Annotated in this window: 16 protein-coding genes; 10 read left to right on the top strand and 6 right to left on the bottom strand. The window is 40.0% G+C overall.

Annotated features, from left to right (window positions below; translation table 11 throughout):
* Positions 1–157: 157 nt before the first annotated feature.
* From AKG98_RS15475 to AKG98_RS15465, 3 genes are read right to left on the bottom strand one after another with little or no spacing between them, the layout of a single operon-like run.
* Positions 158–2,011 carry a sugar phosphorylase gene (locus tag AKG98_RS15475; protein ID WP_067047757.1) on the bottom strand — a complete coding sequence of 618 codons (1,854 nt, stop codon included), beginning with the start codon at positions 2,009–2,011 and terminating at the stop codon, positions 158–160.
* Positions 2,012–2,049: 38 nt separating this feature from the next.
* Entirely contained in the window at positions 2,050–3,273 is a 1,224-nt protein-coding gene (locus AKG98_RS15470; RefSeq protein ID WP_067047749.1) for a glycosyl transferase, read from the bottom strand.
* Positions 3,274–3,325: 52 nt separating this feature from the next.
* Complete coding sequence (locus tag AKG98_RS15465) at positions 3,326–5,176, bottom strand: HAD-IIB family hydrolase (protein ID WP_083543983.1); 1,851 nt, start codon at positions 5,174–5,176, stop codon at positions 3,326–3,328.
* Positions 5,177–5,418: 242 nt separating this feature from the next.
* Between AKG98_RS15465 and AKG98_RS15460 the strand changes: the two genes are divergently transcribed.
* The 3 genes from AKG98_RS15460 to AKG98_RS15450 all read left to right on the top strand — a co-directional run bounded on the left by AKG98_RS15460 (position 5,419) and on the right by AKG98_RS15450 (position 7,840).
* Positions 5,419–6,423 carry a rhodanese-related sulfurtransferase gene (locus tag AKG98_RS15460; RefSeq protein WP_067047726.1) on the top strand — a complete coding sequence of 335 codons (1,005 nt, stop codon included), beginning with the start codon at positions 5,419–5,421 and terminating at the stop codon, positions 6,421–6,423.
* 189 nt (positions 6,424–6,612) lie between these two features.
* Complete coding sequence (locus AKG98_RS15455; protein ID WP_067047720.1) at positions 6,613–7,041, top strand: DUF4399 domain-containing protein; 429 nt, start codon at positions 6,613–6,615, stop codon at positions 7,039–7,041.
* A 79-nt stretch (positions 7,042–7,120) separates the two neighbouring features.
* Entirely contained in the window at positions 7,121–7,840 is a 720-nt protein-coding gene (locus tag AKG98_RS15450) for a DUF4184 family protein (protein WP_067047717.1), read from the top strand.
* 225 nt (positions 7,841–8,065) lie between these two features.
* On the opposite strand, the gene AKG98_RS15445 is transcribed toward AKG98_RS15450, so the two are convergent.
* Positions 8,066–9,967: a hypothetical protein gene (locus AKG98_RS15445; protein WP_198155546.1), complete on the bottom strand. Its 1,902-nt coding sequence runs from the start codon at positions 9,965–9,967 to the stop codon at positions 8,066–8,068.
* 587 nt (positions 9,968–10,554) lie between these two features.
* Between AKG98_RS15445 and AKG98_RS15440 the strand changes: the two genes are divergently transcribed.
* On the top strand, positions 10,555–10,803 hold the full coding sequence (locus AKG98_RS15440) for a hypothetical protein (RefSeq protein ID WP_067047713.1): 249 nt from the start codon (positions 10,555–10,557) through the stop codon (positions 10,801–10,803).
* Positions 10,804–10,869: 66 nt separating this feature from the next.
* Here AKG98_RS15440 and AKG98_RS15435 read toward each other — a convergent pair whose 3' ends face one another.
* A complete protein-coding gene (locus AKG98_RS15435) occupies positions 10,870–11,613 on the bottom strand; it encodes a sulfite exporter TauE/SafE family protein (RefSeq protein ID WP_067047711.1) in 744 nt (247 codons plus the stop codon).
* 305 nt (positions 11,614–11,918) lie between these two features.
* Here AKG98_RS15435 and AKG98_RS15430 point away from each other — a divergent pair, with 305 nt between their 5' ends.
* Positions 11,919–12,125, top strand: coding sequence for a DUF3565 domain-containing protein (locus tag AKG98_RS15430; RefSeq protein ID WP_067047709.1), 207 nt, complete (start codon positions 11,919–11,921; stop codon positions 12,123–12,125).
* A gap of 9 nt (positions 12,126–12,134) precedes the next feature.
* Here the strand turns inward: AKG98_RS15430 and AKG98_RS15425 are convergent, their stop codons facing one another.
* Positions 12,135–12,461, bottom strand: coding sequence for a putative quinol monooxygenase (locus AKG98_RS15425; protein ID WP_067047707.1), 327 nt, complete (start codon positions 12,459–12,461; stop codon positions 12,135–12,137).
* 555 nt (positions 12,462–13,016) lie between these two features.
* On the opposite strand from AKG98_RS15425, the gene AKG98_RS15420 reads away from it, so the two are divergent.
* The 5 genes from AKG98_RS15420 (at position 13,017) to AKG98_RS15400 (ending at position 22,448) form a co-directional block, all read left to right on the top strand.
* A complete protein-coding gene (locus tag AKG98_RS15420) occupies positions 13,017–13,808 on the top strand; it encodes a hypothetical protein (RefSeq protein ID WP_067047704.1) in 792 nt (263 codons plus the stop codon).
* Between the two features lie 10 nt (positions 13,809–13,818).
* Positions 13,819–15,471, top strand: a complete 1,653-nt coding sequence (locus AKG98_RS15415; protein ID WP_067047702.1) for a GH3 auxin-responsive promoter family protein — start codon at positions 13,819–13,821, stop codon at positions 15,469–15,471.
* 74 nt (positions 15,472–15,545) lie between these two features.
* Entirely contained in the window at positions 15,546–16,646 is a 1,101-nt protein-coding gene (locus AKG98_RS15410; RefSeq protein ID WP_067047699.1) for a hypothetical protein, read from the top strand.
* 121 nt (positions 16,647–16,767) lie between these two features.
* Positions 16,768–19,173, top strand: coding sequence for an efflux RND transporter periplasmic adaptor subunit (locus AKG98_RS15405; protein WP_067047689.1), 2,406 nt, complete (start codon positions 16,768–16,770; stop codon positions 19,171–19,173).
* Positions 19,170–22,448, top strand: coding sequence for an efflux RND transporter permease subunit (locus AKG98_RS15400; RefSeq protein ID WP_067047686.1), 3,279 nt, complete (start codon positions 19,170–19,172; stop codon positions 22,446–22,448). The genes AKG98_RS15405 and AKG98_RS15400 overlap by 4 nt, the downstream gene beginning before the upstream one ends.
* Positions 22,449–22,472: the final 24 nt, after the last annotated feature.

Genomic DNA, 22,472 nt, shown 5'->3' with positions numbered 1-22,472 from the left:
TGAAGTTAAAAGTTGTAAGGTTAACTGTTTTGTTATTATTATGCTTTCGATTTGGTGGTGGTGACCTATAAAACACTCATTATCTCTTCGTTATTTAAATAAATGTTATCAATAATAGGGCTACTGTAAGGTAACCCTAGCATTAAATTATGTTTATTTATCGGTTACTCAACCACAATGTCTGGTAGGGTTTGAGTGTTAATATTTGGCTAATATCCTCGATAGTATCGCCAGTAATTAAATCATACCAAAAATCGCTACTGATTAAGTTCACATTGGCTAGCGGTAATGTAAGTTGCGTATTCGAAATATTACTGATGCAAAATATGCTTTGTCTACGGTCTATACTTTGTCGCCAAAACCCAAAGAGCTGTTCGCCTAACTGTAAGGTGAATTGAGTTGCGTTTGGGTGAAACGCAGGTTGCGCAGTTCTTAATGTGATCAGGTGATTAATGTCATGTAATGAACGAGCGTGTTGGCTTTCTGGAGTATTAAGTTGTTCTGTGAGTGAATTAAGTGACCAGCGATGTCGGTTGATAGAACGGTTATGACTGGTGTGTTCACATTTTTTATAATCATTACTCGTGCCCAGTAAACTGTGAATGTAGATCCCGGGTATACCTTCCAGTGCGAGCATGATCGTGTGAGCACAGATAAAACGTGCATGCCCCCATTCGTCTTTACCTGCTGTTGTTCCTTTTAGTGCATCGTATAAGGTAATGTTTAACTCGTAAGGCTTGCGCTCTTCTTCGGACTTCGAATTCGCGGTATTTTTAGTGTCTGCGGTCACTGTTCGCCAAGATATTTTTCCACCAAATTCTTGCATTGTGGTGACTAATTGATTTATTTCTTGATCTGACAATAAACCTTCTGTAGGTCGTAAGCCGATACCGTCGTGTGAGGCGATAAAGTTAAAATAAGCCGTACCATTTTGTGCTGGTGGCATACTCATCATCCACTGTTTTAAGTATTGGCAATTACCTGTGATTAACGTATTTACCAACAAGGGCGGTAGGGCAAAGTTGTAGATGCAGTGTGCTTCGTTGCCATTACCAAAATAGGTGAGGTTTTCTTTGTTCGGTATATTGGTTTCAGTAATGATCACCGCGTCTGGACGCGCGTGTTCGATTAAGGTTCGGAGTAAGCGCACCATCTCGTGAGTTTCGGGCAAGTTAATGCAAGGTGTGCCTGCTTTCTTCCACAAGAAGGCGATAGCATCGAGGCGGAATATCTTCACGCCATTATCTAAGTATTGACGGATAATGGACACGAAATTGATGAGCACCTTGGGATTGGTAAAATCGAGGTCGACTTGGTCATGACTAAAGGTGCACCATACTTGCTGTTCGCCAGAGGCAGTTTTTGTGTTCCTGAATAAGGGCGATGTACGTGGTCTCACGACGGTTTCTATACCGTTACGGTCAGTACTGCTATCGCCATTAGCTGAGACTGTCGCGTTTGAAAGTGAATAGGTTGAGGCGGTATAAAAATAATCATAACCAGTACCTTCACCACGGATGAAATTGTCAAACCATTTACTGCGGCTAGAGCAGTGGTTGATGACTAAATCAGACATCAGATGATGGCTTTGTGCTATCTGTTTTATATCATCCCAATCACCTAGTGCATCGTTCACACTGGCGTAGTCAATAACCGAGAAACCATCGTCACTGCTATACGGAAAAAATGGCAAAATATGCACACTGTTAATGGTATCTGCGCAGTAACTTTGTAGAAAATGGTGCAATGTCTGCAGCGGTTTTTCATCCTGATTAAGGATACTGTCACCGTAAGTTATCAAGATGGTATCTTTTTCAGACCAATGATTTATTTGTGGTGTTGGCGTATGAAACTGATCGGTTAGCCGCATTGTGCTGATCAATTCTGCAGCCAGCACTTCGATTGATACGGATAAATTAATATCCGCATAAATTGTGCTGATCTGTTGTTCTACTCGCTGTTGTAGCTGCTGTTGTAATCGTAGCTGTAAGTCGCCGTTTGGATTTAACATCGTCACCATCCATTTTCTAATTTTGATACAACTTATAGTTAAGAGATGAACTCTGCTCTATCTAATTCAACGGCTTCCTTGAGCCGTTCTAATACGTCAGGCATTGCCGATATTACGCGATTCCAGCTAGGCATAAATGGTTTTTCCATTGGATTGTCGAGGAAGTTTTGCCCAGCGATCATGATGTTCTGCGCAAACATTTCAACCGCTTCTTCTTCTGAGTGAATATCGAGCGTTAAGCCATTCATCACTGCGTCGTTATAATAAGTTTCAACAAAATCTAAGGCGATACGGTAATAGGTTGCTTTGATAGTGCGGAAATTTTCATTGGTGAAGGTATGACCTTGGGTGGCTAATTTACGGAAGAATGCCTTGGTAATATCAATCGACATTTTTGATAAACCGCCGTCTTTATTATCCAATGATAGATCTTGATGTTTGTGATCGTACACATCCGCAATATCAGCTTGGCATAATCGATTATGAGAATAATTACGGTGCATTTCTGACAATACCCCGATTTCTAATCCCCAGTCACTTGGGATACGGATATCATTGAGTACGTCTTTGCGGAATGAGAACTCACCGGCAAGTGGATAGCGGAAACTATCCATGTACTCAAGGTAATCGTTATGGCCGACAACGCGTTTAAGCGAGCGTAATAATGGCGTAATTAATAATCGAGAAACACGGCCGTTAATTTTACCGTCTGCAACGCGAGCGTAAAAACCTTTACAAAATTCATAGTTAAATTGCGGATTCGCGACGGGATAAATCAAGCGTGCTAGTAGTGATCTGTCGTAGGTTAGAATGTCGCAATCATGTAACGCCACCGATTCTGATTTCCCCGATGCAAGTGTGTAACCCATGCAGTACCAGACGTTACGGCCTTTGCCTAATTCTTTGGGTGCTAATCCAAGTTCGGCGAGTTCAGCGTCAAGTGCTTGCAGGCGAGGGCCGTCATTCCATAAAATGCGGTGATGCTGTGGCAATGCGCCGAAGAATTTTAACGCGTGTTTATATTGCTCTTCATTAGCGCGGTCTAAACCAATCACAATCTCGTTTAAATACGGCACATCTTGTAAATGATGAATAATATTAGGCAGTGCTTCTCCTTCTAACTCCGAGAATAACGACGGGAGAATTAACGACATAGGACGCAGTTTTGAAAATTCAGTGAGTTCTGCTTCCATTGCTTCTAATGGACGTTGGTTTAGGTTATGCAGTGTTGTAATTACACCATTTTGATAAAAATCTGCCATGATAAGCTTTCCTTAATATTTGAATCGAAGTATTGAATTAATGCTTCAAAATTTAAACCGTTGTTAGCTCAAACTCAGGTAATACTTTCGGTAATAGTTTGGGTGGTCGCTCAGGTAATAACTTGGGTAATAATTTGGCTAACACTTCAGCCCAGCCCGTTGGCCCTGTATGTTTACTTGTGATTAAGCGCTGTTTACGTTTTAATTTTGGTGGGATGTGCACTGGAGATAAAATGATCGCGGCATATTGCGCAGCTTCTAACATGGCAATATCATTGTTGCCGTCACCGAGTGCAATAGAGTAAGGCGTTTGCTGTGGGTTAAATAATTTAAATTGATTCATTAACCAATTCATTGCTTTACCTTTATTGCAATCGCCACAAACATGCAGGAAACGTCCACCTTCTAAAATTGTCGCGCCTTGTTTTTTTAGGTGTTGGATGAACATTTGTTTCTGAGCTGCATTGCCTTTCCAGAGTACGGGTTCGCCATATTGTCTTTGACTTGCAAGCGCTGCGCTTGCCTCATCCAATCCTGTCGCATCAATAATGTTGTCAATTGTCATTGTATCCATATTTGTGAACAGTTCAGTCAGCTGTGCTGGTACTGTTTGTAATAGTGATAACCAATGTTCGCGTGAATGTACGAGCGATTTAACCCAATAGCCATCTTGTTGTATGGTACCGATAGGTTGGTGGCTAAAGTAGTTAACTGGGATGTAAATAGCAGCCCCATTTTCAACAATAAAAGGCCCATTTAAATCTAACTGTTTTCTTAATTCGAGTAATTCGGCATAGGTTTTACTGGTATTTGGAATAACGGGTATTGCCGCGCGCTTTAATTTGGCAAGGGTACTTAATGCAGGTGTAAAGCTGTAGTTATCATGATCGAGCAAGGTACCATCAAGGTCAGTGAAAATGGCAGGGTAGTGATCAAGTTGCATCGATTGAGGACTGTATGAATGCACTATATTTCGGTTAGTATCGAGTTCAAACACCCAGTTGCATAACGCGGGTAATGTCGTTAATCCATGTTCGGTGAGTCGTTGAAAATAAGCTATAAACAGTTTTATCTCAGATTCGTTCATGACCCGACCAAGTGGGGAACTGAGCGTAAGCGCTTGCTGCTTTAATTTTAACTCTTGTTCTAGTCGCCACTGGTAAACGGTATCAAAACTCGGTGCTTTAAGCATGACTAACATATCAAGTCGTTCATAAAGCGCAGCGTAGTGATGCTTGATCTGGTTGTTTACATAGCGACGCCAAACGCCGTATTTGTCTTTCGTCGCTTCAAGGTTGTTGACGGATTCTAATAGTGCCTCATCTGTTTGTGCCTGTACGCCTAAGCACCAACCTTCCAGAATAATGACATCAACAGCGCCGCGAATCACTGGCCACTCTGATTCAGGGTACGGGTTATCGGTGACTTTATTAAACCGAGGCAGGGCAACTGGCGCTGATTTATTGTTAGCGGATTGCAACTTATCTAATGTGCTGTGTGCGAGCGATAAATTATGTGTTCCTGGCACGCCACGGGTTTGTAATAGGTGATGCTCATGCTCAGACAGGTTTTTACGTTGCTGGTGGCTATAATAAAAATCATCGAGCGAGAGAACCGCGACATTCATTTTATAGGCACTGGTTAAATAGGTCGCGAGATAATCGGCAAGTGTTGATTTACCCGAGCCTTGGCAGCCATTAATACCAATTAAAACAGGTGTTTGTTTGTTATTCGTGCGTTCAAAATTTGTTACGGTACTGTCTATTGGACTGTTTGTTGCACTATGCTGGTGCGCTCTGATTGCAGATATGAGCCCTGTGTACCATTTTGCAGCATCGGTTAAATAAGCTGTTTCTAGCTTATTACGCTCAATAAATGCGGTTAGTTGTGGGTTTGTCATCATAATAGCCATCCTTGAATGAGCGAGTCTTACAATAAGTTAATCAATAATTGTGCCAGCTATTGATTAAATCAATAAGTGGGTACCTCTAAAGTGTAGTTTAAGTTTGTCAACAAGGGATGCTAGGTGGTATTTATTGAGCGAGATCAATTTTTCTGGTCGATATAGGGTATTTCTGTTAACATCGCCGCCTTAATCTACAGCTCTGGATTTACGTTCCAGCTAGCTCAATGGGGAATAACCAAATGTCAGCACCAATTACTACAAAAAATACCGCTCAAATTACAGTTTGTGCATTATACAAATTCGTACGTTTAGAGAATTTCGAAGCGTTACGCGCGCCTTTATTAGCAAAAATGGAAAGCCAAGATGTTCGCGGTACGCTGTTATTAGCGGCCGAGGGTATTAACGGTACAATTGCTGGGCCACAAGCAGGTATTGATGCTGTATTAAGCTTTTTATCTCAAGACCCAAGTCTGGGCGAAATCTCTTTCAAAGAATCTTATAACGATGAGAATCCGTTCTTACGTACTAAGGTTAAGTTGAAAAAAGAAATCGTAACTATGGGCGTTGAAGGTATTGACCCTAACCAAGTTGTTGGCACGTATGTAAAACCACAAGATTGGAATGCACTTATTTCTGATCCTGATGTTATTCTGATTGATACACGTAACGATTATGAAATTGAGATCGGTACATTCCAAAACGCTGTAAACCCGAACACAGCGACTTTCCGTGAATTTCCTGAGTATGTGAAAAACAACTTAGACAAAGCAAAACACAAGAAAGTAGCGATGTATTGTACTGGTGGTATTCGTTGTGAAAAATCAACTGCTTATTTAAAAGAGCAAGGTTTTGACGAAGTTTATCACTTAGAGGGCGGTATTCTTAAGTATCTTGAAGAAGTGCCAAAAGAAGAAACAATGTGGGAAGGTGAGTGCTTTGTATTCGATGCTCGTGTTTCAGTCAATCACGACTTAGAGCAAGGCGAATGTGACCAATGCTTCGCTTGTCGTTACCCGTTAACGCAAGACGAAATGCAAAGTGAACATTACGTGAAAGGCCTTAGCTGTCACCGTTGCCACGATAAAGTAAGTGACACTCAGCGTAGCCGTTTTGCAGAGCGTGAACGTCAAATGGAATTAGCTGAGAAACGTGGCGAGTCACATATCGGTGGTGAAATTAAACATATCATTGATGAGCGTCGTGTAGAAAAAGCCAAGAAGAAAGCTGAGCAAAACACGAAGTAATATTAGGGTTTATAGATGCTTAAATAAGTTAATAAACGCTTAGAATAAAAACCGCTGGTTAGGTTACTTGGAATAGTAGCTTACTCGCGGTTTTTTATTATCTGCAATTTGAGATTATTATTTATAATTTTAGGTGTAGTCTACAATTAATAGAATGTGGTGAAAACATTCATTAATGAGGTGCTAAGTATGTTACAAAAGTTACTGTTTATTATGTTATTCCTTATTGGTTTTAATGCGTTTGCATTGACACAGGAGTCGGGTAATTTAGCGCCGCCAGGTGTTGATGTATACATTATTAGTCCGGCAGACGGTGACATTGTTTCACCGACATTCACTGTTAGGTTTGGTTTACGTGGAATGGGCATTGCGCCAGCGGGAATAGATCGAGTTAAAACGGCGCATCATCACTTGCTTATTGATACTAAGGTACTGCCAAATTTGACTAAACCGTTACAAGCAACAGATAAAGTACGGCATTTTGGAGGTGGTCAAACGGAAACACAGTTAACACTTAAACCGGGTAAGCATACTTTGCAGTTACTGCTTGGGAATTATGCTCATGTGCCTCATGATAAACCGTTAATGTCGACGAAAATAACAATTACGGTTAAGTAAACTGTTTATGATAATGAAATTAAACTGGAATTCACGTTATACGGAATTCTGTATAATAACCTGTTAGGCGAATAAAACGATGCCATACACATTATCACACGCTGTAGTCGCACTTCCTGTCTCGGTAATTACGCGGGGAAAGGTTCCGCTTGCTGCAATGGTTGTAGGAAGCATGTCACCTGATTTCCCATATCTTTTCGCGCTTAGTCCAACAGAAGCGCCTGGGCATTCGGAGCTCGGGGTGCTTATTTATTGTCTTCTTCCGTCACTTTTAATGTTACTTGTTTGGTATCGATGGATCGAGGGGCCAACTCTTGAGCTGTTTCGGTTGCCGCAAAGGGAATGGTCATTCGGTAAGTCTTCGTATCTTTTAGTCGTGTTTGGGGTGTTGGTTGGTGCATACAGCCATGTATTGTGGGATGCGACGAGTCATTTTGACGGTTCGTTTGTTGTGAATAGTGAGTTCTGGAATAGAGAAATATTCTCGTTGCCCATGTACAAGTTGAACCAATACGGCGGTGGTATATTGGGGCTAGCGGCTTTGTTTGTGTGGTACGCGTTTGCGGTCAGTCAGAATCGCCAAGAACAATATCAGGGTAAGTTGCTCGAAGGTGTGCTTATGTATTCTATAAGCATTGTTTTTTTTGTCTTATTGGCAAATATTGTTCATGGCTCGACGGTTATTATTGAGTACGCAGTTCGTTCTGCCATTGGGGTGATTGTGGGAGGTATTTGTGGAATGTGTATGTACGCATTTATGGTACATTTACAGGTCGATAAAAAATATTATAATGAATGAATTACACTCTTTCTGCGTCATATTATAATAATAAGTTAAACTAACCATTGCGCAGTGCTGGACTTCATTCGTGTATGTGGAAGTCCGATAATGGGTTGTAATCTCTTAGCCCAACTCGGTAGCTAATAGCTACCGAGTTGCCCCATTGTTTAAGAGATACGAATATAGTGTTGTAAGCCGTTTTAAGTCTGTGCTAGAGGAACCTTGTATTGGTACTACTCGCGTTTAACAACTTAGGCATGCTCCAGGCCCCCAGCCTAGACCTGACATAGCGTCCACCATAGCTTGTTGTTCTAGTGCGAGTATTTCAGCTTTTTTCTGCTGTAAAACTTGTTCTATAGAAATCGCTGGTAACGGCGCAATGTAACCGATAGGCGTCATGTTTTGATAAAAATAATCAGGGAGCTCGTTATAGAGGTCAAATTTTTCACTTAAACACGCCTGTTGTTGTGACTTATTGAGTTGGATTATTGGACAACCTAGTTCATCCCCACGAGGTCGATAAAATTTACGCTCTGGTAATTCCTGCACAAAATAAAAACGATTGTTTTTAATAACCCCCCCATATTGTTTTTCAAATATTTGTGGAGATAGCTGGATAGAAGCTATGTCACCGCGTGTAGCTGGATTGGTACTGGAAATATACATGACCATTTGGTCTAAATTAAATGGCGCAAGTGTCGAATATTTCAATGTGATTTCTTCCCGATTACTGATTTTTCTACTCATCAGGGTTTGATTAGTTGGCTTATGATAAATAGATATTTCATAATCATATTGATCTTGTATTCCATAGGTCGTCGAAGCAGTTATTGAGAATTTACCTGTTTGAAAAGACGGACTGTAAACACACTTATCTTCTAGCAGCATATAGAATGGCTGAGGTGGCGCCCATTCATCAGAAGCACAACCATATCGTTGTGTTTCGCCTAAGATTATATTGGGTATTTTAGTTAATATGACATTTGCCGCAATGTTCACCGCGAAAATTTTATTGTGAGATCCAGCATTAAACTGATTAGATGCAAGTCCATTTAAAACCGCACCAGAGGATAGCATAGACTCGATTTGTCCCGTTGCGGTTAACCACCTAAAAGTCGTATGTAATATTCGCAGGAAATTAGGAGACACTGATATGTTTTTAAACTGATGTGCTACATCATCAAGAATCAGATCTTGTTCGGCTTTATCTAACGAACTAAAGTTATTAAGATCAACCATAAAGAGCGATTCGTTTTCATGAAAGAACACTTTAAAATAGAGAATGAACTGAGCAACATTACGAGTGTAATAGTGCGGAAAAGCAATTCTATGATGTTCCAGTTCTATAATTTCAGGTACTTGATAGGCGACATACTCTAGCGCATCAACCTCTTCATACCACTTTTGCTCGGTGCTACTGCTGTAGTACTCAACAATAAAAGTTGTGGTGCACTGTTCACATAACTGACGCCCAGTTTGTTTATTTACAATATCTTTAAATATGTCTCCCATTAGGCTTAGTAGTGCCGTGCGTCCAACCCCTTTTTCGGCATGATGCTTTAACAACGCAATTAATAGTGTTTTATAGGATTGAGTGATGGGGTTAGCTAAATCTAATGATTCATCAAATTCACTGACATACAGAATACTGGGATTGTTAGCTTGATATAGCTGTAATAGAAGTGGGTATGAGCCTGGATAGTTTAATGGCGTTGCTTGACCATTACGGGCTAATGTAGCTTTTATAATTGTTTGGCGCATTAACTCAATACGTTGTTGAGCAAACGCAACAGGTATTCTTAACGGAGTAAAAACACCATTACCTTGGGCTAACTGAGTATATGAATCCTGCAAAAATAAGAATGTTTGTTGGTATAACGGAGATCCCAATTGGTTCGCTTTTATCTCGGCTGTCGTCCGTAGTGAATATAATGCATGTTCACATTGGCCCTCATCCGTAAGACATTCAGTCGCTACTTGCAGTTGTGTCTGAATTAACTTATCTGAATCTTCTGCAGAAAGAGTTGCATGATATTGCCCTAAGTCACTACTCAATATGTACTCTCGCAAATTAGTTGAAAGAGGATTAGCTTGTGCGTGGAAAGAAGTCATTAATACAAAAAATAAATTAAAAAAATTCTTCATGTTATATATTTTATACTCGATATTTTAAGATACTTAGGCGTATCTATATTTAGAGCCGTCTGGCTATATTATTTTCAATATTAATTGCGTAGTTAAATACACTTTTAACTTACTAATTTATAATGGAAAAATTGTTTTTTATTTTCATGCACAAGCTAACATAAATGAGAAATTAATTACGGAGTTTTTTTTTGTTTTTTTTTGTTGTTTTTTAAGCGAAGTTGAATTTAAGTTTTTTGTATTGGTTTTATTTTTTTTAAATGTTTTAACGTATATTTAATAAATAAAACAAACCGAAATGTTGGGTTTTAATTGTCAAAATATATTTTATATTTAATTTAACGATTATTAATGTGAGTAATTATTCTACTTTACTTTTTATTCTGAGGATCGAATATATCGAGAATTATGATGAAGTTTGAAGTTTGAAAGTTAGTGGTTTTAGCGTGACAAATAAGGCAGGGATAGCAAGGATAAAACGACTAGTTTTCAACTTAGGTAGTCGCGCGTCAAGTTATTTTTGTAGCATTTGAAACACTAATCTATATTTACTGTGTCACCCATAGAATCCTCAAGGAATAGGTCTAATGAAAACTATATCTGTATTATTCGCAATATCTCTAACTATGCCCGTACTCGCGTTGGCAGTCGATTTTAATAAACTGACAGAGTCTGTAGACAAAGAAAAAGTCTCCGATTCGGTCGACAAAGAAAAATTAAAGTCATCAGTTGATGGTACTAACGTTGATTACAAAAAAGCTTATGAGTCGCTTGATAAAGAAAAAGCTTCAGATGCTATTGATATGGATAAAGCAAAGGAAGCACTAACAGAGTAATGTCTTTAATGTTATGTTTGAGATCATCTATGATTTATTTTGTTTGAGTATCTCAAGCATATCTCGCTATCTAAATAATAAGCTTGAGCCGATAACCATTAACATACAAAAAGCTATTTTACGCATTGTGTCTAAACTGATCGGTGGTGGGTAATGTTTGGCAAGCCAGCTAACGCCGAGCACGATAGGAATACATACAGCGGAAAAGAGTAGCATTTCTGATGTTAATTCACCGCGTATCCCAACCATAGTGAGACGGCTAATTGAACTAACAAAAAATATACTTAGCAGGTATAAACGAATGAGATTAAGCGTAAAAGGTTGGCGATAGAAAATATAGACGAGTGGTGGACCACCCATACTAAACATTCCGTTTAAAATACCCGATGCAGTACCTGCACAGAAAAACGTGGGTTCTTTAGAGTGTTTACGGTCTTTATGTGGCGACTTTAAGATCATACTGATCCCTGCACCGATAATCGCAACGCCCAGTATCGTTTGTAATATCTCATTAAAAGAGCTGCTGAGGTATTCTAGTAATGTTAAGCCTATAAACATGCCTGGCAACATGCCAGTTACGGTAATCATGACTATTCGCTTATTTAATTGCCCGAAACAGCCTTTAAGTATGAATATACTATTCATTAGCGTGACGCTACTAATTACAACGGATGTAAAAGCGATAGGCACTAGGTTAAAAGTGGTGACAGTCCCCATTACGATCATGCCTAAGGCAAAACCTGCGATACTCTGTACGTAGGTAGCCACAGCAATAATCGCCATAAAAGGCAATAAAGTTTCAACGAGCATTATGTATTCCTAACCTAGGGAATTGATACGATTACGCGGTGCTTACCCATGAAAACTAGCGTTAATGCGCTGTTATGTGTAATTACTTAACATTTTCGAAGGTATAGCGTTATTGTACTGATAATGTAGCTACGACTCAATCATTCTACGCCGCTAGCGTGTAATTACGTGTAAAATCGGGACGGATTAATGTGAACCTTAAATAGGTTTTCATTCTTTTTTTTAGTATGCTTACTTTATGAGTAAGGTCTGTATCATTATTGCTTGTTAATGTGGTATTGGTCGTGTCAGGTTTGGAGAGGAAAATGAAGCAACCAATAGTTGGTTATCACAAAGATGAAGAAGATGATTGGGTTGCCGAGCTGGTCTGTGATCATTTCCAGCATGTTCGTCACAATCCACCTTGGTTTTGTCGACCTTGGGTGATCACACTAGAGGGGCGAAAATCAATGTTAGGCTTTGAACTTAACTGTAAAAAATGTGATGAAGGAGCCCCTCGCGATAAGGGCTAGCCTTAGTGATTAAAATTGCTCGTCGGTATAAATACACACATTAAAGTCTGCAACTAACCCCGTTTCTGCGATACATTGAGTTTCAAAAAAATGTTTGATTTCAGCTCGTTCACAGTGTTGTTCAAATGCTTCATTAGAGGCCCAAATTTCATTAAACGCAATGGGAAAGCTTTTTCCTTCTGCATAAGGAGATACTAGCTGGCGGGTTACTGTATATTGAATGCAACCGTCTTCACGTGTTGAGTTGGGTTCTAAATCCTGTAATACCTTAAATAACGCCGCTTCTTTGCCTGCTTTTGGTAAAAACTGGGCAATACAATAAACCTTAGATGACATGCTATATTCCTTTATAAATTAGATGCCTATTATCGGCATGTAGCTGATTAAGTGTAATCTTGGCTGTGATTCAGCCGCTGCCTGATTGTAACAACCTATTATATTAAATCATAGTTACAACGACTTAAATCATTGTAATGCAATAATTAAAAGCACGAGTAGATACTCATACTAATGGTTTAAAAGTTAGATCGTTTATTCTATCCATATCCATGTTTTCTTGTGATATCGGTCACTTTTCCACAGATATAATGGTCTGAACTACAATTTAAAAATCGTCTAAGTTGAAATATTATTTTTATATAACTTGTTCGTTTGAAGCTTAATGTTTATTTCACTCTTTATTTTAACGTTATTATCCAGTTTTGTTGCATTTACGTATTAATTTACGGCTGTTTTACTTACTTCAAGCGGTTATATTTTAGTGATACATTAATTTTACTTTCAGATTAATCTGATTAACCGATTTTTATGAAACACTGCAAGCTAAGGATGGCTTGAGACTGGATGAGGGTACGCTGTACTCTCACACATTTGCCAAGGATTGGATCTCAAATGGACACGATAAAACAAAAAATATCTGCAAATTACATTACGTTAGATCGTCTTTCTATACAGCAAGTAAAGGAGATGCATAACCTGTTTATTCAGTATTATCACAATGCTGATTTTTCAACATTTATTGATGACCTATCTGAAAAAGACGGTTTGATATTGATCCGAGAAAATAAATCAAAACGCATTGTCGGTTTTAGTACCCTCAAAATATTACGCTTTAACCTCAAAGGAAAAGAAGCCAGAGGTATCTTTAGTGGCGATACTATTTTAGAGCGTCAATATTGGGGAACGAATAAGGCGATGATCTGTTTTATGAAGGTCTTACTAAAAGAAAAATTGAGAGACCCGCTTACGCCACTATTTTGGTTACTGATCTCTAAAGGCTATAAAACTTATTTATTATTAGCCAATAACTTCCCTAAACATTATCCACATCATCAAGGTAAGTTTGATGAATTGTCATCAGTTGTAGAGCAATATTGCCAGCACCTTTACCCGAGTTATTACGATGCGCGGCAGCAAATTTTAGATTTTGGTGGTGATTACCAAAAGCTGCGTGGTGAAGTTGCAGAAATCACAGCTGAAATGAAGCTTAACGTACCTAAAATTGAATTCTTTGAGGAGCGAAACCCCAAATGGCGAGAGGGTAAAGAGCTACCTTGTATTGGTGAAATTAACGCATCAATGTTTACTTTCTTTGCGCAAAAAACATTACGAAAACGACTACGAAATAGCAATGTTAATTGGGACTTGGGCCTGATCAGTTTAACTCGACGTTTAGTTAAATAGGGAGCATGTTATGGCGTTATTAAATGGCATTACCCGTAAAATGGCACATAAATTTACCCATAAAGCGGCGCAGAGCATGAGCGCCCGTGGTTACAACCAGTTTTGTAAAGCGTTAGCACACCCACAAGCGGTACAGCGTGAAAAGCTAAGTTCATTACTTAAAGTGATTGCACCCAGTGTATCGGGTAAAAAATATAATTTATCAGGTTCGCTATTTTATGAAGAGTTTATTCGTAAGGTCCCTATTACTGAATACGATGATTGGGCTGCACAAATAGACAAAGCGAGAGCGGGAAGTCGTCATGAACTGAGTATGGAAGCAAATGAACGTTTTCAACCAACAAGTGGCTCAACGTCAAAAATTAAATGGATACCTTATACTCAGTCATTTTTAAATGAGCTTGATGCGGCCATTTCGCCTTGGATGATGGATATGTATAAACATAATCCAGGGATGTTAAAGGGCACTCATTATTGGTCATTATCTTGGGTTCCCACCGAATTACGACGTACCATGTCTGGTGCCGTTAATGATGATTTGAAGTTATTGCCTTGGTGGAAACGAATCTTTATGGGACTGACAAGCGCAGTACCAGAAGGTGTTTCTTTAGCTGATACATCGGAAGATTCTCAGTTTGCCACCTTGTGCTATTTACTTGCGGATAAGTCACTCTCGTTTTTGTCAGTGTGGAGCCCGACCTTTGCACTGACATTGTTTGATAATATTATTGAACATAAATTAGAGCTAGTCTCGGTGCTTGCCACTGGAAAATGGGGTGAGCGAACACCCGCATTACCGGGATTGAAATGCCCTAAATCGTACCGTGTCGCAGAGATATTATTGCAGTGGAAAGGGAGTTTATCGGCAGCGTTATTACAGCTTATTTGGCCAAAATTAGCGCTGATTAGTGCTTGGGATACATCGTCATCTGCAACATGGGCAAATAAATTACAACGTTTGCTACCGCAAGGAGAATTTCAGGGCAAAGGATTATGGGCAACAGAAGGTGTGGTGACTATTCCTTTCCAAAATCAGTATCCACTGGCTATATGCAGTCATTTTTACGAATTTATTGATCTTGAAACGGAAGAAGTACTACCCGCTTGGAAACTAAAACAAGATCAACTGGTGCGCCCTGTATTAACGACGGGCAGTGGCTTGCTGCGCTATGCGATGAAAGACAAATTGCGTGTGAGTGGCTTTCTGCAAGATTGCCCTTGTTTTGAATTTTTAGGCCGTTTAGATGGTATTGACCTTGTCGGTGAGAAAATGAGTCCAGAGATTGCGCTCGAAGTGATGAAAATGGCAGAGCAAAACCAACGCTTAACCGCGATCACTGTTTTTGCTGTTCCGGCTAATACGTCAAATAATAAACCATTTTACCTGTTACTTTGTGAACCAAATGCCGATATTTCTGATCTGGAAATGAAGCAGGTTGCAGCGAACGCCGAAGCCGAACTAAATACGTGTTTTCACTACCAATTAGCCAGAGACCTTGGTCAGCTGGATACTTTAAAAGTATGTTGCAGCCAGAACGCCCGTGACCTGTATTACTCGCGCTGTGAAGCGCGTGGCATGGTGGTTGGAAATATTAAAATAGAGCCTTTAGTGCTTTGGGATATTGAAACGCCAAACGTATTTTTAGAGGCGATTGCGGCGTAACTATGTCGTAACTGTGTCGAAATCATGGCGTAATCGTAGCGTATGAAATTTTATAGGTAGTAGAGGTAAGGTAAATGGCAAGTCGATTTTATACAAGACCAGCACAAGCAAGTGATTCTGATGAATTGATTGATTTAATCGCAGCTACGCCACAATCTGGCGCAATTACAATCAATTTTGAACGTACTCCTGACTTTTTTATGGCCACCAAAATTGTGACTCAAACACCCGATGTATGGGTCGCTGTAGAGCGTGATAGCGAGCGCGTTGCGGCTATTTTTAGTATTGGTCACCGTGATGTTTATGTGAATGGTGAGCGTCAGAATGTACGCTATGGTAATGATTTACGTATTCATCCTGATTTTAAAAGTGGGCGTACTTTGTTCAATCTTCTTAAATGCTATCGTAAAGTGATGGGCAGAGATTGGATGCAAACGGTTATTCTGAGCGATAACAAAGCATCATTAAATTCGATGGGAAGTGGGCGCAGTATTACTCCCACGTATTATGACTTTGGTGAGATGACAACACATATGTTGTATTTAACGAAACCTCGCCCAAGTACAGGGCATCAGTTTCATATTCGTAACGCGCATCATAATGACATTGAACTGATGCAAACGTTTTTTGAGGAACAAGCTAAGACAAAGCAGTTTTATCCTTATTATGATTTTATGAAATTATTGCACGGTGATGAATATTACCGAGGATTGGTGATCAGTAACTATTATTTGATGTTTGAAGATAATAAGTTAGTGGCGATGGCGGGCATTTGGGATCAGAGCAGCTTTAAGCAAACCCGTTTTGTTGCTTATAGTAAATTAATGTCTGTGGCGCGTTTATTTAATAACCTTTATTCCAAGTTATTTGGCGGCATGATGTTACCGAAAGCCGGGGATAAATTGAGTTATGTTTCATTGCATAGCCTGTTAGTTGTTAATGATGACGAACAGCTATTTTCAGTGTTATTACAGCATATTTATAATGATTGTTTAGCCCAAAACTATCAGGCATTAGTCTGCGGTTTACCAGCACTGGATAAGCGTCAACGTATTCTTGAAAAATATCGGTCTAAGGTGCTAAGAAGTAAACATTTTATTGCCAGTTATCATGATGATCCTCGTGGTGGGTTTGATACTCAATATCCGCTGTATTTAGAGCCAGCAAGACTGTAAATACAGCGGTATTGAACGAACAGTTTAAGGCTCTCATTTCAGATTAATGATTTGAATGGAAGAAGAGGGACAGTTTCGATTTAATCGAGGCATTCAGTTTGGTTAACAAGGAAGCTAACCGATGAGTAGTAGCCAAAAGAAAGATTATATAGCTATGTGGTTTCAAGCGCGTAAAGCGTTTGGGATCGGTGACCGAATGAATGTTGGGTTGCTAAAAAAAACCACGGATGAAATTAATTGGTTTGAATTTTCACACAGTGAAATGGATGGGCTCGGTGGATTAACGACTATTTTACGTGAGCATGATTACCCGTGTGAAAACCTACCAAAAACAGCAGACAAATTTGCGCCGTCGCATTGGCAGCAAATTAAAATGCTTTTTGCTGGTGGAAAATCTAAAGCCCCGAAAATGATTCGTTGGAAAACGACTTATCCAGACTACGCCGCAACAAATTTAGCGGATACTCAATACAGTAATGATGCGCCTATTGTTAATGCTTATTTTACTCAATCCGAAACGATTGAAATTAAGAAGCGAGCAAGGAAGCATCGTGTTGCACTGAATATTTATCTATTCTGGGCGTTAAACAGAGCGATTTCAGAACAGCTGCTTGCCTCTCAGCAAGACTATTATTGGTTATATCCCATTAATCTACGTGGTGCACTACCCAATATACCCGAAACGGGAAACTGCTCTTCTGGGATTCATGTACTGCTAAATAACACCATTGCAGCTCGTGATATTCAGCGGCAAGTGAAGCAACAAATCAAAGCGAAAAGTCATTGGCAACTTTGGTGGCAAGCGCATATTGGTAAAATAGTTGGTGAAAATGGCGTACGCCGTATTTATCAATATGTCAGTGAGCGCCAATTCTATGCGGGTTCGTTCAGTTTTTTAGGCAGTTGGCCGCTTAAAGGCGATAATAACCCACCGGTTAATCAAGATGATATGTGGGTTTGTTGTGGTATTGGCACCAAGAATTACCCTGTCTCCACAGGTATTTTATTGTGGCATGAACAGTTGTCGCTAGGACTCAAATTACATCCTTATGTTGCAGATGATATTCAAACAACACAAGCGACGATGCAGTGTTGGAAGCAACATTTGTTACAAGGTGACTTACTGACGCCGAAAAAAATGGCTGCAACGATGATTGCTGAAAAGGATAAAATAGACGCGAAAAATAGCACTGATGAAAAGAGTGATAAAGCATCGATAGCAAGGCTAAACAGTACAAAAAAAACAAGTAAATTAAAGGAAGTACTTGTACCTAAAATACAGCAAACGCAAATGTTGTTATCGCCATATTGGCAGCAGGGGAAGGCGCTATTTTCCAGACATAAAAAAGTATCTATTCCGCTTTCTATTATTGTGTTTACCTTTATCTGTATGGCGTTGCTATCAGCCATTAGGCCGCAAAGCCAAATCAGTCCTGAGATTAATCGTTTTCCCTCTGTGCGTTATATGAACGTGGCGTTTGATGATGCCGTTATTCCTATTTTTAGTCGTGGAATAGTGACTGCGAAAACACAAATAAACCTTAACTCTGAAGTGACTGCAAGAGTAAAATCGGTTGCTGATAATTTCACCGCTGGAGGCTATTTTAATGCTGGTGACGTGTTGTTATCAATGGATGATGAAGCCTATAAACTCGAAGTGATTAAGACGCAGCAAGCTGTTGATGGCGCATTATTACACTTGGCAGAAAGCAAAGCGAAAGCGCATGTTGCACGACGAGGCGTATCGAGTAAAGCAACCAGTTTTGCCCGCCATATCCCCCAAATTAATGACGCAAAAAGTCGGGTTAAAGCGGCTGAAGCTGATTTACGTTTAGCCAATTTAAAGCTAGATCATACCGTGATTACAGCACCATTTTCTGGTCGAGTTAAAGCGGTGAGTGTTGGGCGCGGTCAGTTAGTCAATTCGGGCGAAGTGATTGGTGAAATCTTCTCGTTAGACAAAATGCATGTGCGTCTGCCTGTTGCCGACAAGTACCTAACGCTGATGGATTTACCACAGCAAATAAATGCGTTTGTTCATGATGCAAATGTGGCGGAATCCGTCGAAAGTCCAAGAGTGATACTTTCTGTTAGCGTCAATAACAAACGTTATCAATGGCAAGGAACAATCACGGGAACTGAGGGGGGACTTGCAGAGAACCGATTGCAGTATGTGGTTGCTGAGGTGCTTAACGATCCTGAACAACCGTTATATTTACAACCAGGCCGTTTTGTTAAAGCTGAAATATCTGGGCGTGAATTTGAAAATATAGTGATCATCCCTCGCTTGGCATTACGTAACGATAATAAAGTGTGGTTGTTAGATGAACAACAACGTTTGCAGATTGTAACGGTCGATGTAATACATCAAGGTAAAAACCAAGTTTATATCAATGCTGGTCTTGATGAGGGCGATAAGCTGATATTAACTCCACTTGATGTTGCGGTTAATGGCATGAAGTTAAATGTGATCCGTTTAGATACAGGGTTACAAAATGTGATTGTGCAACATGAGGTACGCTCATGAAAGTAATGATAGCTTGGTTTGCGCATAATAAGGTTGCAGCAAACCTGATCATGATGGTGATTGTCGCACTGGGTTGTTTAGCGTTACCAGAAACACGTAAAGAGTTAATTCCGGGTGTGTCGCTAGAGCGTATTGCGATCTCAACCTTGTATCCTGGTGCTGGTCCTCGTGATGTTGAAGCCGTGGTTTGTACGCGTATTGAAGCGGTCGTTTATGATATTGAAGGTACACTCGATCTCACCTCATTCGCCAGTTCAGGCTCGTGTTATACCACCATTGATATTGCTGACGGCTATAGCACCAAGGCCGTATTAGATGAAGTTAAATCAAGGATTGAAAGTATCAACTCATTTCCGGATGAAGTTAAAAAGCCGGTCGTCAGTGAATTGATTGAGCGTTATCGTGTTGCAAAACTGATTATTGCTGGCGCAGGTGATGAATGGGCGTTAAAGCGTTTGGCTGAAAATATCAGGTTAGATTTGTTAGAAGAACCTGTTATTTCGGTTATTGAACTGCAAAATGCAAGACCGTATGAAATCAGTATTGCATTATCTGAAGACAGTTTGGCGCACTATAATTTAAAATTTGAAGATGTCGTTAATATACTCAAAGCCACCGCGATTGATTTACCCGGTGGAAGCCTTGCGACAGAACAGGGCGATATACTGATCCAAACCTTAGGCCAGATTGAAAGTGCAGATGATTTTTCCAGTATTATTCTGCAAGCGAATGAAGATGGTGGGCGGGTTTTACTGAGTGATATTGCGACGATTACAGATGGGTTTCGTGATGAAGGTACAATGGCACAACTTGACGGTAAACGGGCTGTTTCTTTAGATGTATACCGTGTTGGTGAGCAAAATATTATCGAGGTTGCTGACGCGATAAATAAATATGTACAAACCCCCGCAACTTATCTGCCCGAGGGTATCAGCTTGTATGTCTGGCAAGATGACTCTAAGTTATTCATGAGTCGTATCGATTTACTGGTTAACAATGTGTTTAGCGGGTTATGTTTGCTGTTTGCTATTTTATTATTGTTTTTAAATTGGCGTTTATCCTTTTGGGTCAGCCTGGGTATCCCTATTTCATTTATGGGGGCTTTTTGGTTATTACCGGTGTTTGATGGCTCGATTAATATTATTTCGTTATTTGCATTTTTACTGGTGCTGGGAATTGTTGTTGATGATGCCATCGTTGTGGGAGAAAGTATTTATACTGAGCAAGCAGCAGGTAATAAGGGTGTAGAGGGCGCTATTGAGGGGGCTTATAAAGTCGCTAAGCCAATCACATTTGCCATTATAACAAGTGTTATCGCCTTTATGCCGTTGCTGTTTTTACCTGGACCTGAAGGTAAACTCATGCAAGTTATTCCTGTTGTTGTGATCACGACATTATTGTTTTCATTGTTTGAATCATTGTTTATCTTACCCGCTCATTTAAGTCATCAACCTGCCGAGAGTGATGCTAATGAAAAGGCAAATATAACTAAGTTAACGAATCTGCATACCTCTAATAAAAAATCATTAATCAGAAAAATAAAAGCCATTGGTGGAATATTGGAAGGGATACAAACTCAATTTTCTGCCGCGTTAGAAATGTTTGTGATACGTCGATATAAGCCTTTTCTTGATCATGTGTTGGTGTGGCGTTGGAGCTATATTTTAGGGTTTGTAGGCTTGTTTTTTATCTCTTTAACCTTACTTTCTAGTGGCTGGTTACGAACGGTCTTATTTTCGGCCATTGAGGGGGATGTTGCGTATGCCAATGTCACTTTTGCAGAAGGCAGTAACCCTGATAAAACCAAGCATGCGATATTAAAGATTGAGAAGAAGGCATTACTATTGCAACAAGAGTTGACCGATGAAAGCGGGGTTTCTGCGATTGCGCATGTGTATTCTGTCGTTGCGCCAATCAGTAAATATTCACGTGAAGCACAAGCGGCTGCCGATGATCATATTGGCAGAGTGTATCTGGAGTTATCAGTATCGAATGATCGAGTGATGTCTGGTCATGACATTATTCGTCGCTGGCGAGAACGTGTTGGCGAAATTGAAGACAGTATCGAATTAAGTTTTGTGTCGGATCTAACCCCGCCAAGTGCAGATATTAATATTGAGCTGTCGAGCCGTAACTTAGATGATTTAGCGCTGCAAGCAGAAAACTTAAAGCAAGTGTTAGCTCGGTTTGAAGGTGTCTACGATATTCAAGATTCTCAGCAGCGCAGTTCAAGACAGGTTCAACTCGCGCTAAAGCCTGTGGCACGTGATATGGGATTAACATTAAGTGCGCTTGGTCAGCAAGTTCAACAGGCTTACCTTGGTGTTGAAGTGCAAAGCATGCCGCGTGGCGAAGATGAAGTAAAAGTGCAGGTGAGTTATCCAAAAGAGGCAACCAGCTCATTATGGCATTTAGAAAATATGCATATTCAACTCCCCGGTGGTGAAGGCGTACCTCTCTTTACGATTGCAGATGTGAGTTATAAATCGGCTGATAATAATATTAAACGTTATGAGCGAAATCGGGTTATTTCTGTTTCGGCATTTGTTGATACAGGTAAGAACAGTACGAAGGCGGTTATCGCTGATTTAGAAGCCGGATTTTTACAGCAATTAACAGAGACTACCGCCGTTAAGTGGTCAAAGGCTGGCAAGCAAAAAAGTATTGTGGAGTTTGTGGATATATTAACAAGCAGTTATTTGCTCGCATTGATCGCGATGTACTTAGTGATGGCTATTTTATTTAGCTCTTACATGCAGCCACTATTGGTCATGTTTGCGATCCCGTTTGGTCTTGTTGGTTCGTTATTAGGTCATTTATTGTTAGGGGTTGATGTTACCTTATGGTCTTTTATTGGCATGGTTGCCGTGAGTGGGATTGTGGTCAATGACAATTTAGTTCTGATTGACTATATCAACGAAAAACGCCGTCAAGGTGAAGACTTAGAAACGGCGATTACCAGTGCGGGCATTCGCCGTTTCCGCCCCATTATTCTTACATCGTTAACCACCTTTATTGGCTTAGTGCCGATCATGAGTGAAACTAGCTTACAGGCACAGTTTTTAATCCCGATGGCTATATCGCTCGCGTTTGGTGTGTTGTTTGCCACACTGGTGAGTTTGTTATTAGTGCCTGCCGTGTATTTATTAATTCAAGATGTAGTGAATGCTGTCACGACACTACTCTTTAAAAAACAAAGTGCTGAAGCCGAAGTGCTTGATGACCATCAAGATATGGCTAGCCATGATAATCGCGCGACAGATAGCGCTGCATAACCGTCGAACAGTTCAAGGAGGAAC

The organism is Moritella sp. JT01 (genome assembly GCF_001574435.1).
Lineage (GTDB): Bacteria > Pseudomonadota > Gammaproteobacteria > Enterobacterales > Moritellaceae > Moritella.
The sequence above is the reverse complement of the archived record's forward strand: the minus strand, read 5'-3'. Positions and strand labels throughout refer to the sequence as shown.

Coding starts and splice junctions, on each gene's coding strand:
- AKG98_RS15475 (WP_067047757.1), bottom strand. CDS start 2,011: ATGTTAAATCCAAACGGCGACTTACAGCTACGATTACAACAGCAGCTA.
- AKG98_RS15470 (WP_067047749.1), bottom strand. CDS start 3,273: ATGGCAGATTTTTATCAAAATGGTGTAATTACAACACTGCATAACCTA.
- AKG98_RS15465 (WP_083543983.1), bottom strand. CDS start 5,176: ATGATGACAAACCCACAACTAACCGCATTTATTGAGCGTAATAAGCTA.
- AKG98_RS15460 (WP_067047726.1), top strand. CDS start 5,419: ATGTCAGCACCAATTACTACAAAAAATACCGCTCAAATTACAGTTTGT.
- AKG98_RS15455 (WP_067047720.1), top strand. CDS start 6,613: ATGTTACAAAAGTTACTGTTTATTATGTTATTCCTTATTGGTTTTAAT.
- AKG98_RS15450 (WP_067047717.1), top strand. CDS start 7,121: ATGCCATACACATTATCACACGCTGTAGTCGCACTTCCTGTCTCGGTA.
- AKG98_RS15445 (WP_198155546.1), bottom strand. CDS start 9,967: ATGAAGAATTTTTTTAATTTATTTTTTGTATTAATGACTTCTTTCCAC.
- AKG98_RS15440 (WP_067047713.1), top strand. CDS start 10,555: ATGAAAACTATATCTGTATTATTCGCAATATCTCTAACTATGCCCGTA.
- AKG98_RS15435 (WP_067047711.1), bottom strand. CDS start 11,613: ATGCTCGTTGAAACTTTATTGCCTTTTATGGCGATTATTGCTGTGGCT.
- AKG98_RS15430 (WP_067047709.1), top strand. CDS start 11,919: ATGAAGCAACCAATAGTTGGTTATCACAAAGATGAAGAAGATGATTGG.
- AKG98_RS15425 (WP_067047707.1), bottom strand. CDS start 12,461: ATGTCATCTAAGGTTTATTGTATTGCCCAGTTTTTACCAAAAGCAGGC.
- AKG98_RS15420 (WP_067047704.1), top strand. CDS start 13,017: ATGGACACGATAAAACAAAAAATATCTGCAAATTACATTACGTTAGAT.
- AKG98_RS15415 (WP_067047702.1), top strand. CDS start 13,819: ATGGCGTTATTAAATGGCATTACCCGTAAAATGGCACATAAATTTACC.
- AKG98_RS15410 (WP_067047699.1), top strand. CDS start 15,546: ATGGCAAGTCGATTTTATACAAGACCAGCACAAGCAAGTGATTCTGAT.
- AKG98_RS15405 (WP_067047689.1), top strand. CDS start 16,768: ATGAGTAGTAGCCAAAAGAAAGATTATATAGCTATGTGGTTTCAAGCG.
- AKG98_RS15400 (WP_067047686.1), top strand. CDS start 19,170: ATGAAAGTAATGATAGCTTGGTTTGCGCATAATAAGGTTGCAGCAAAC.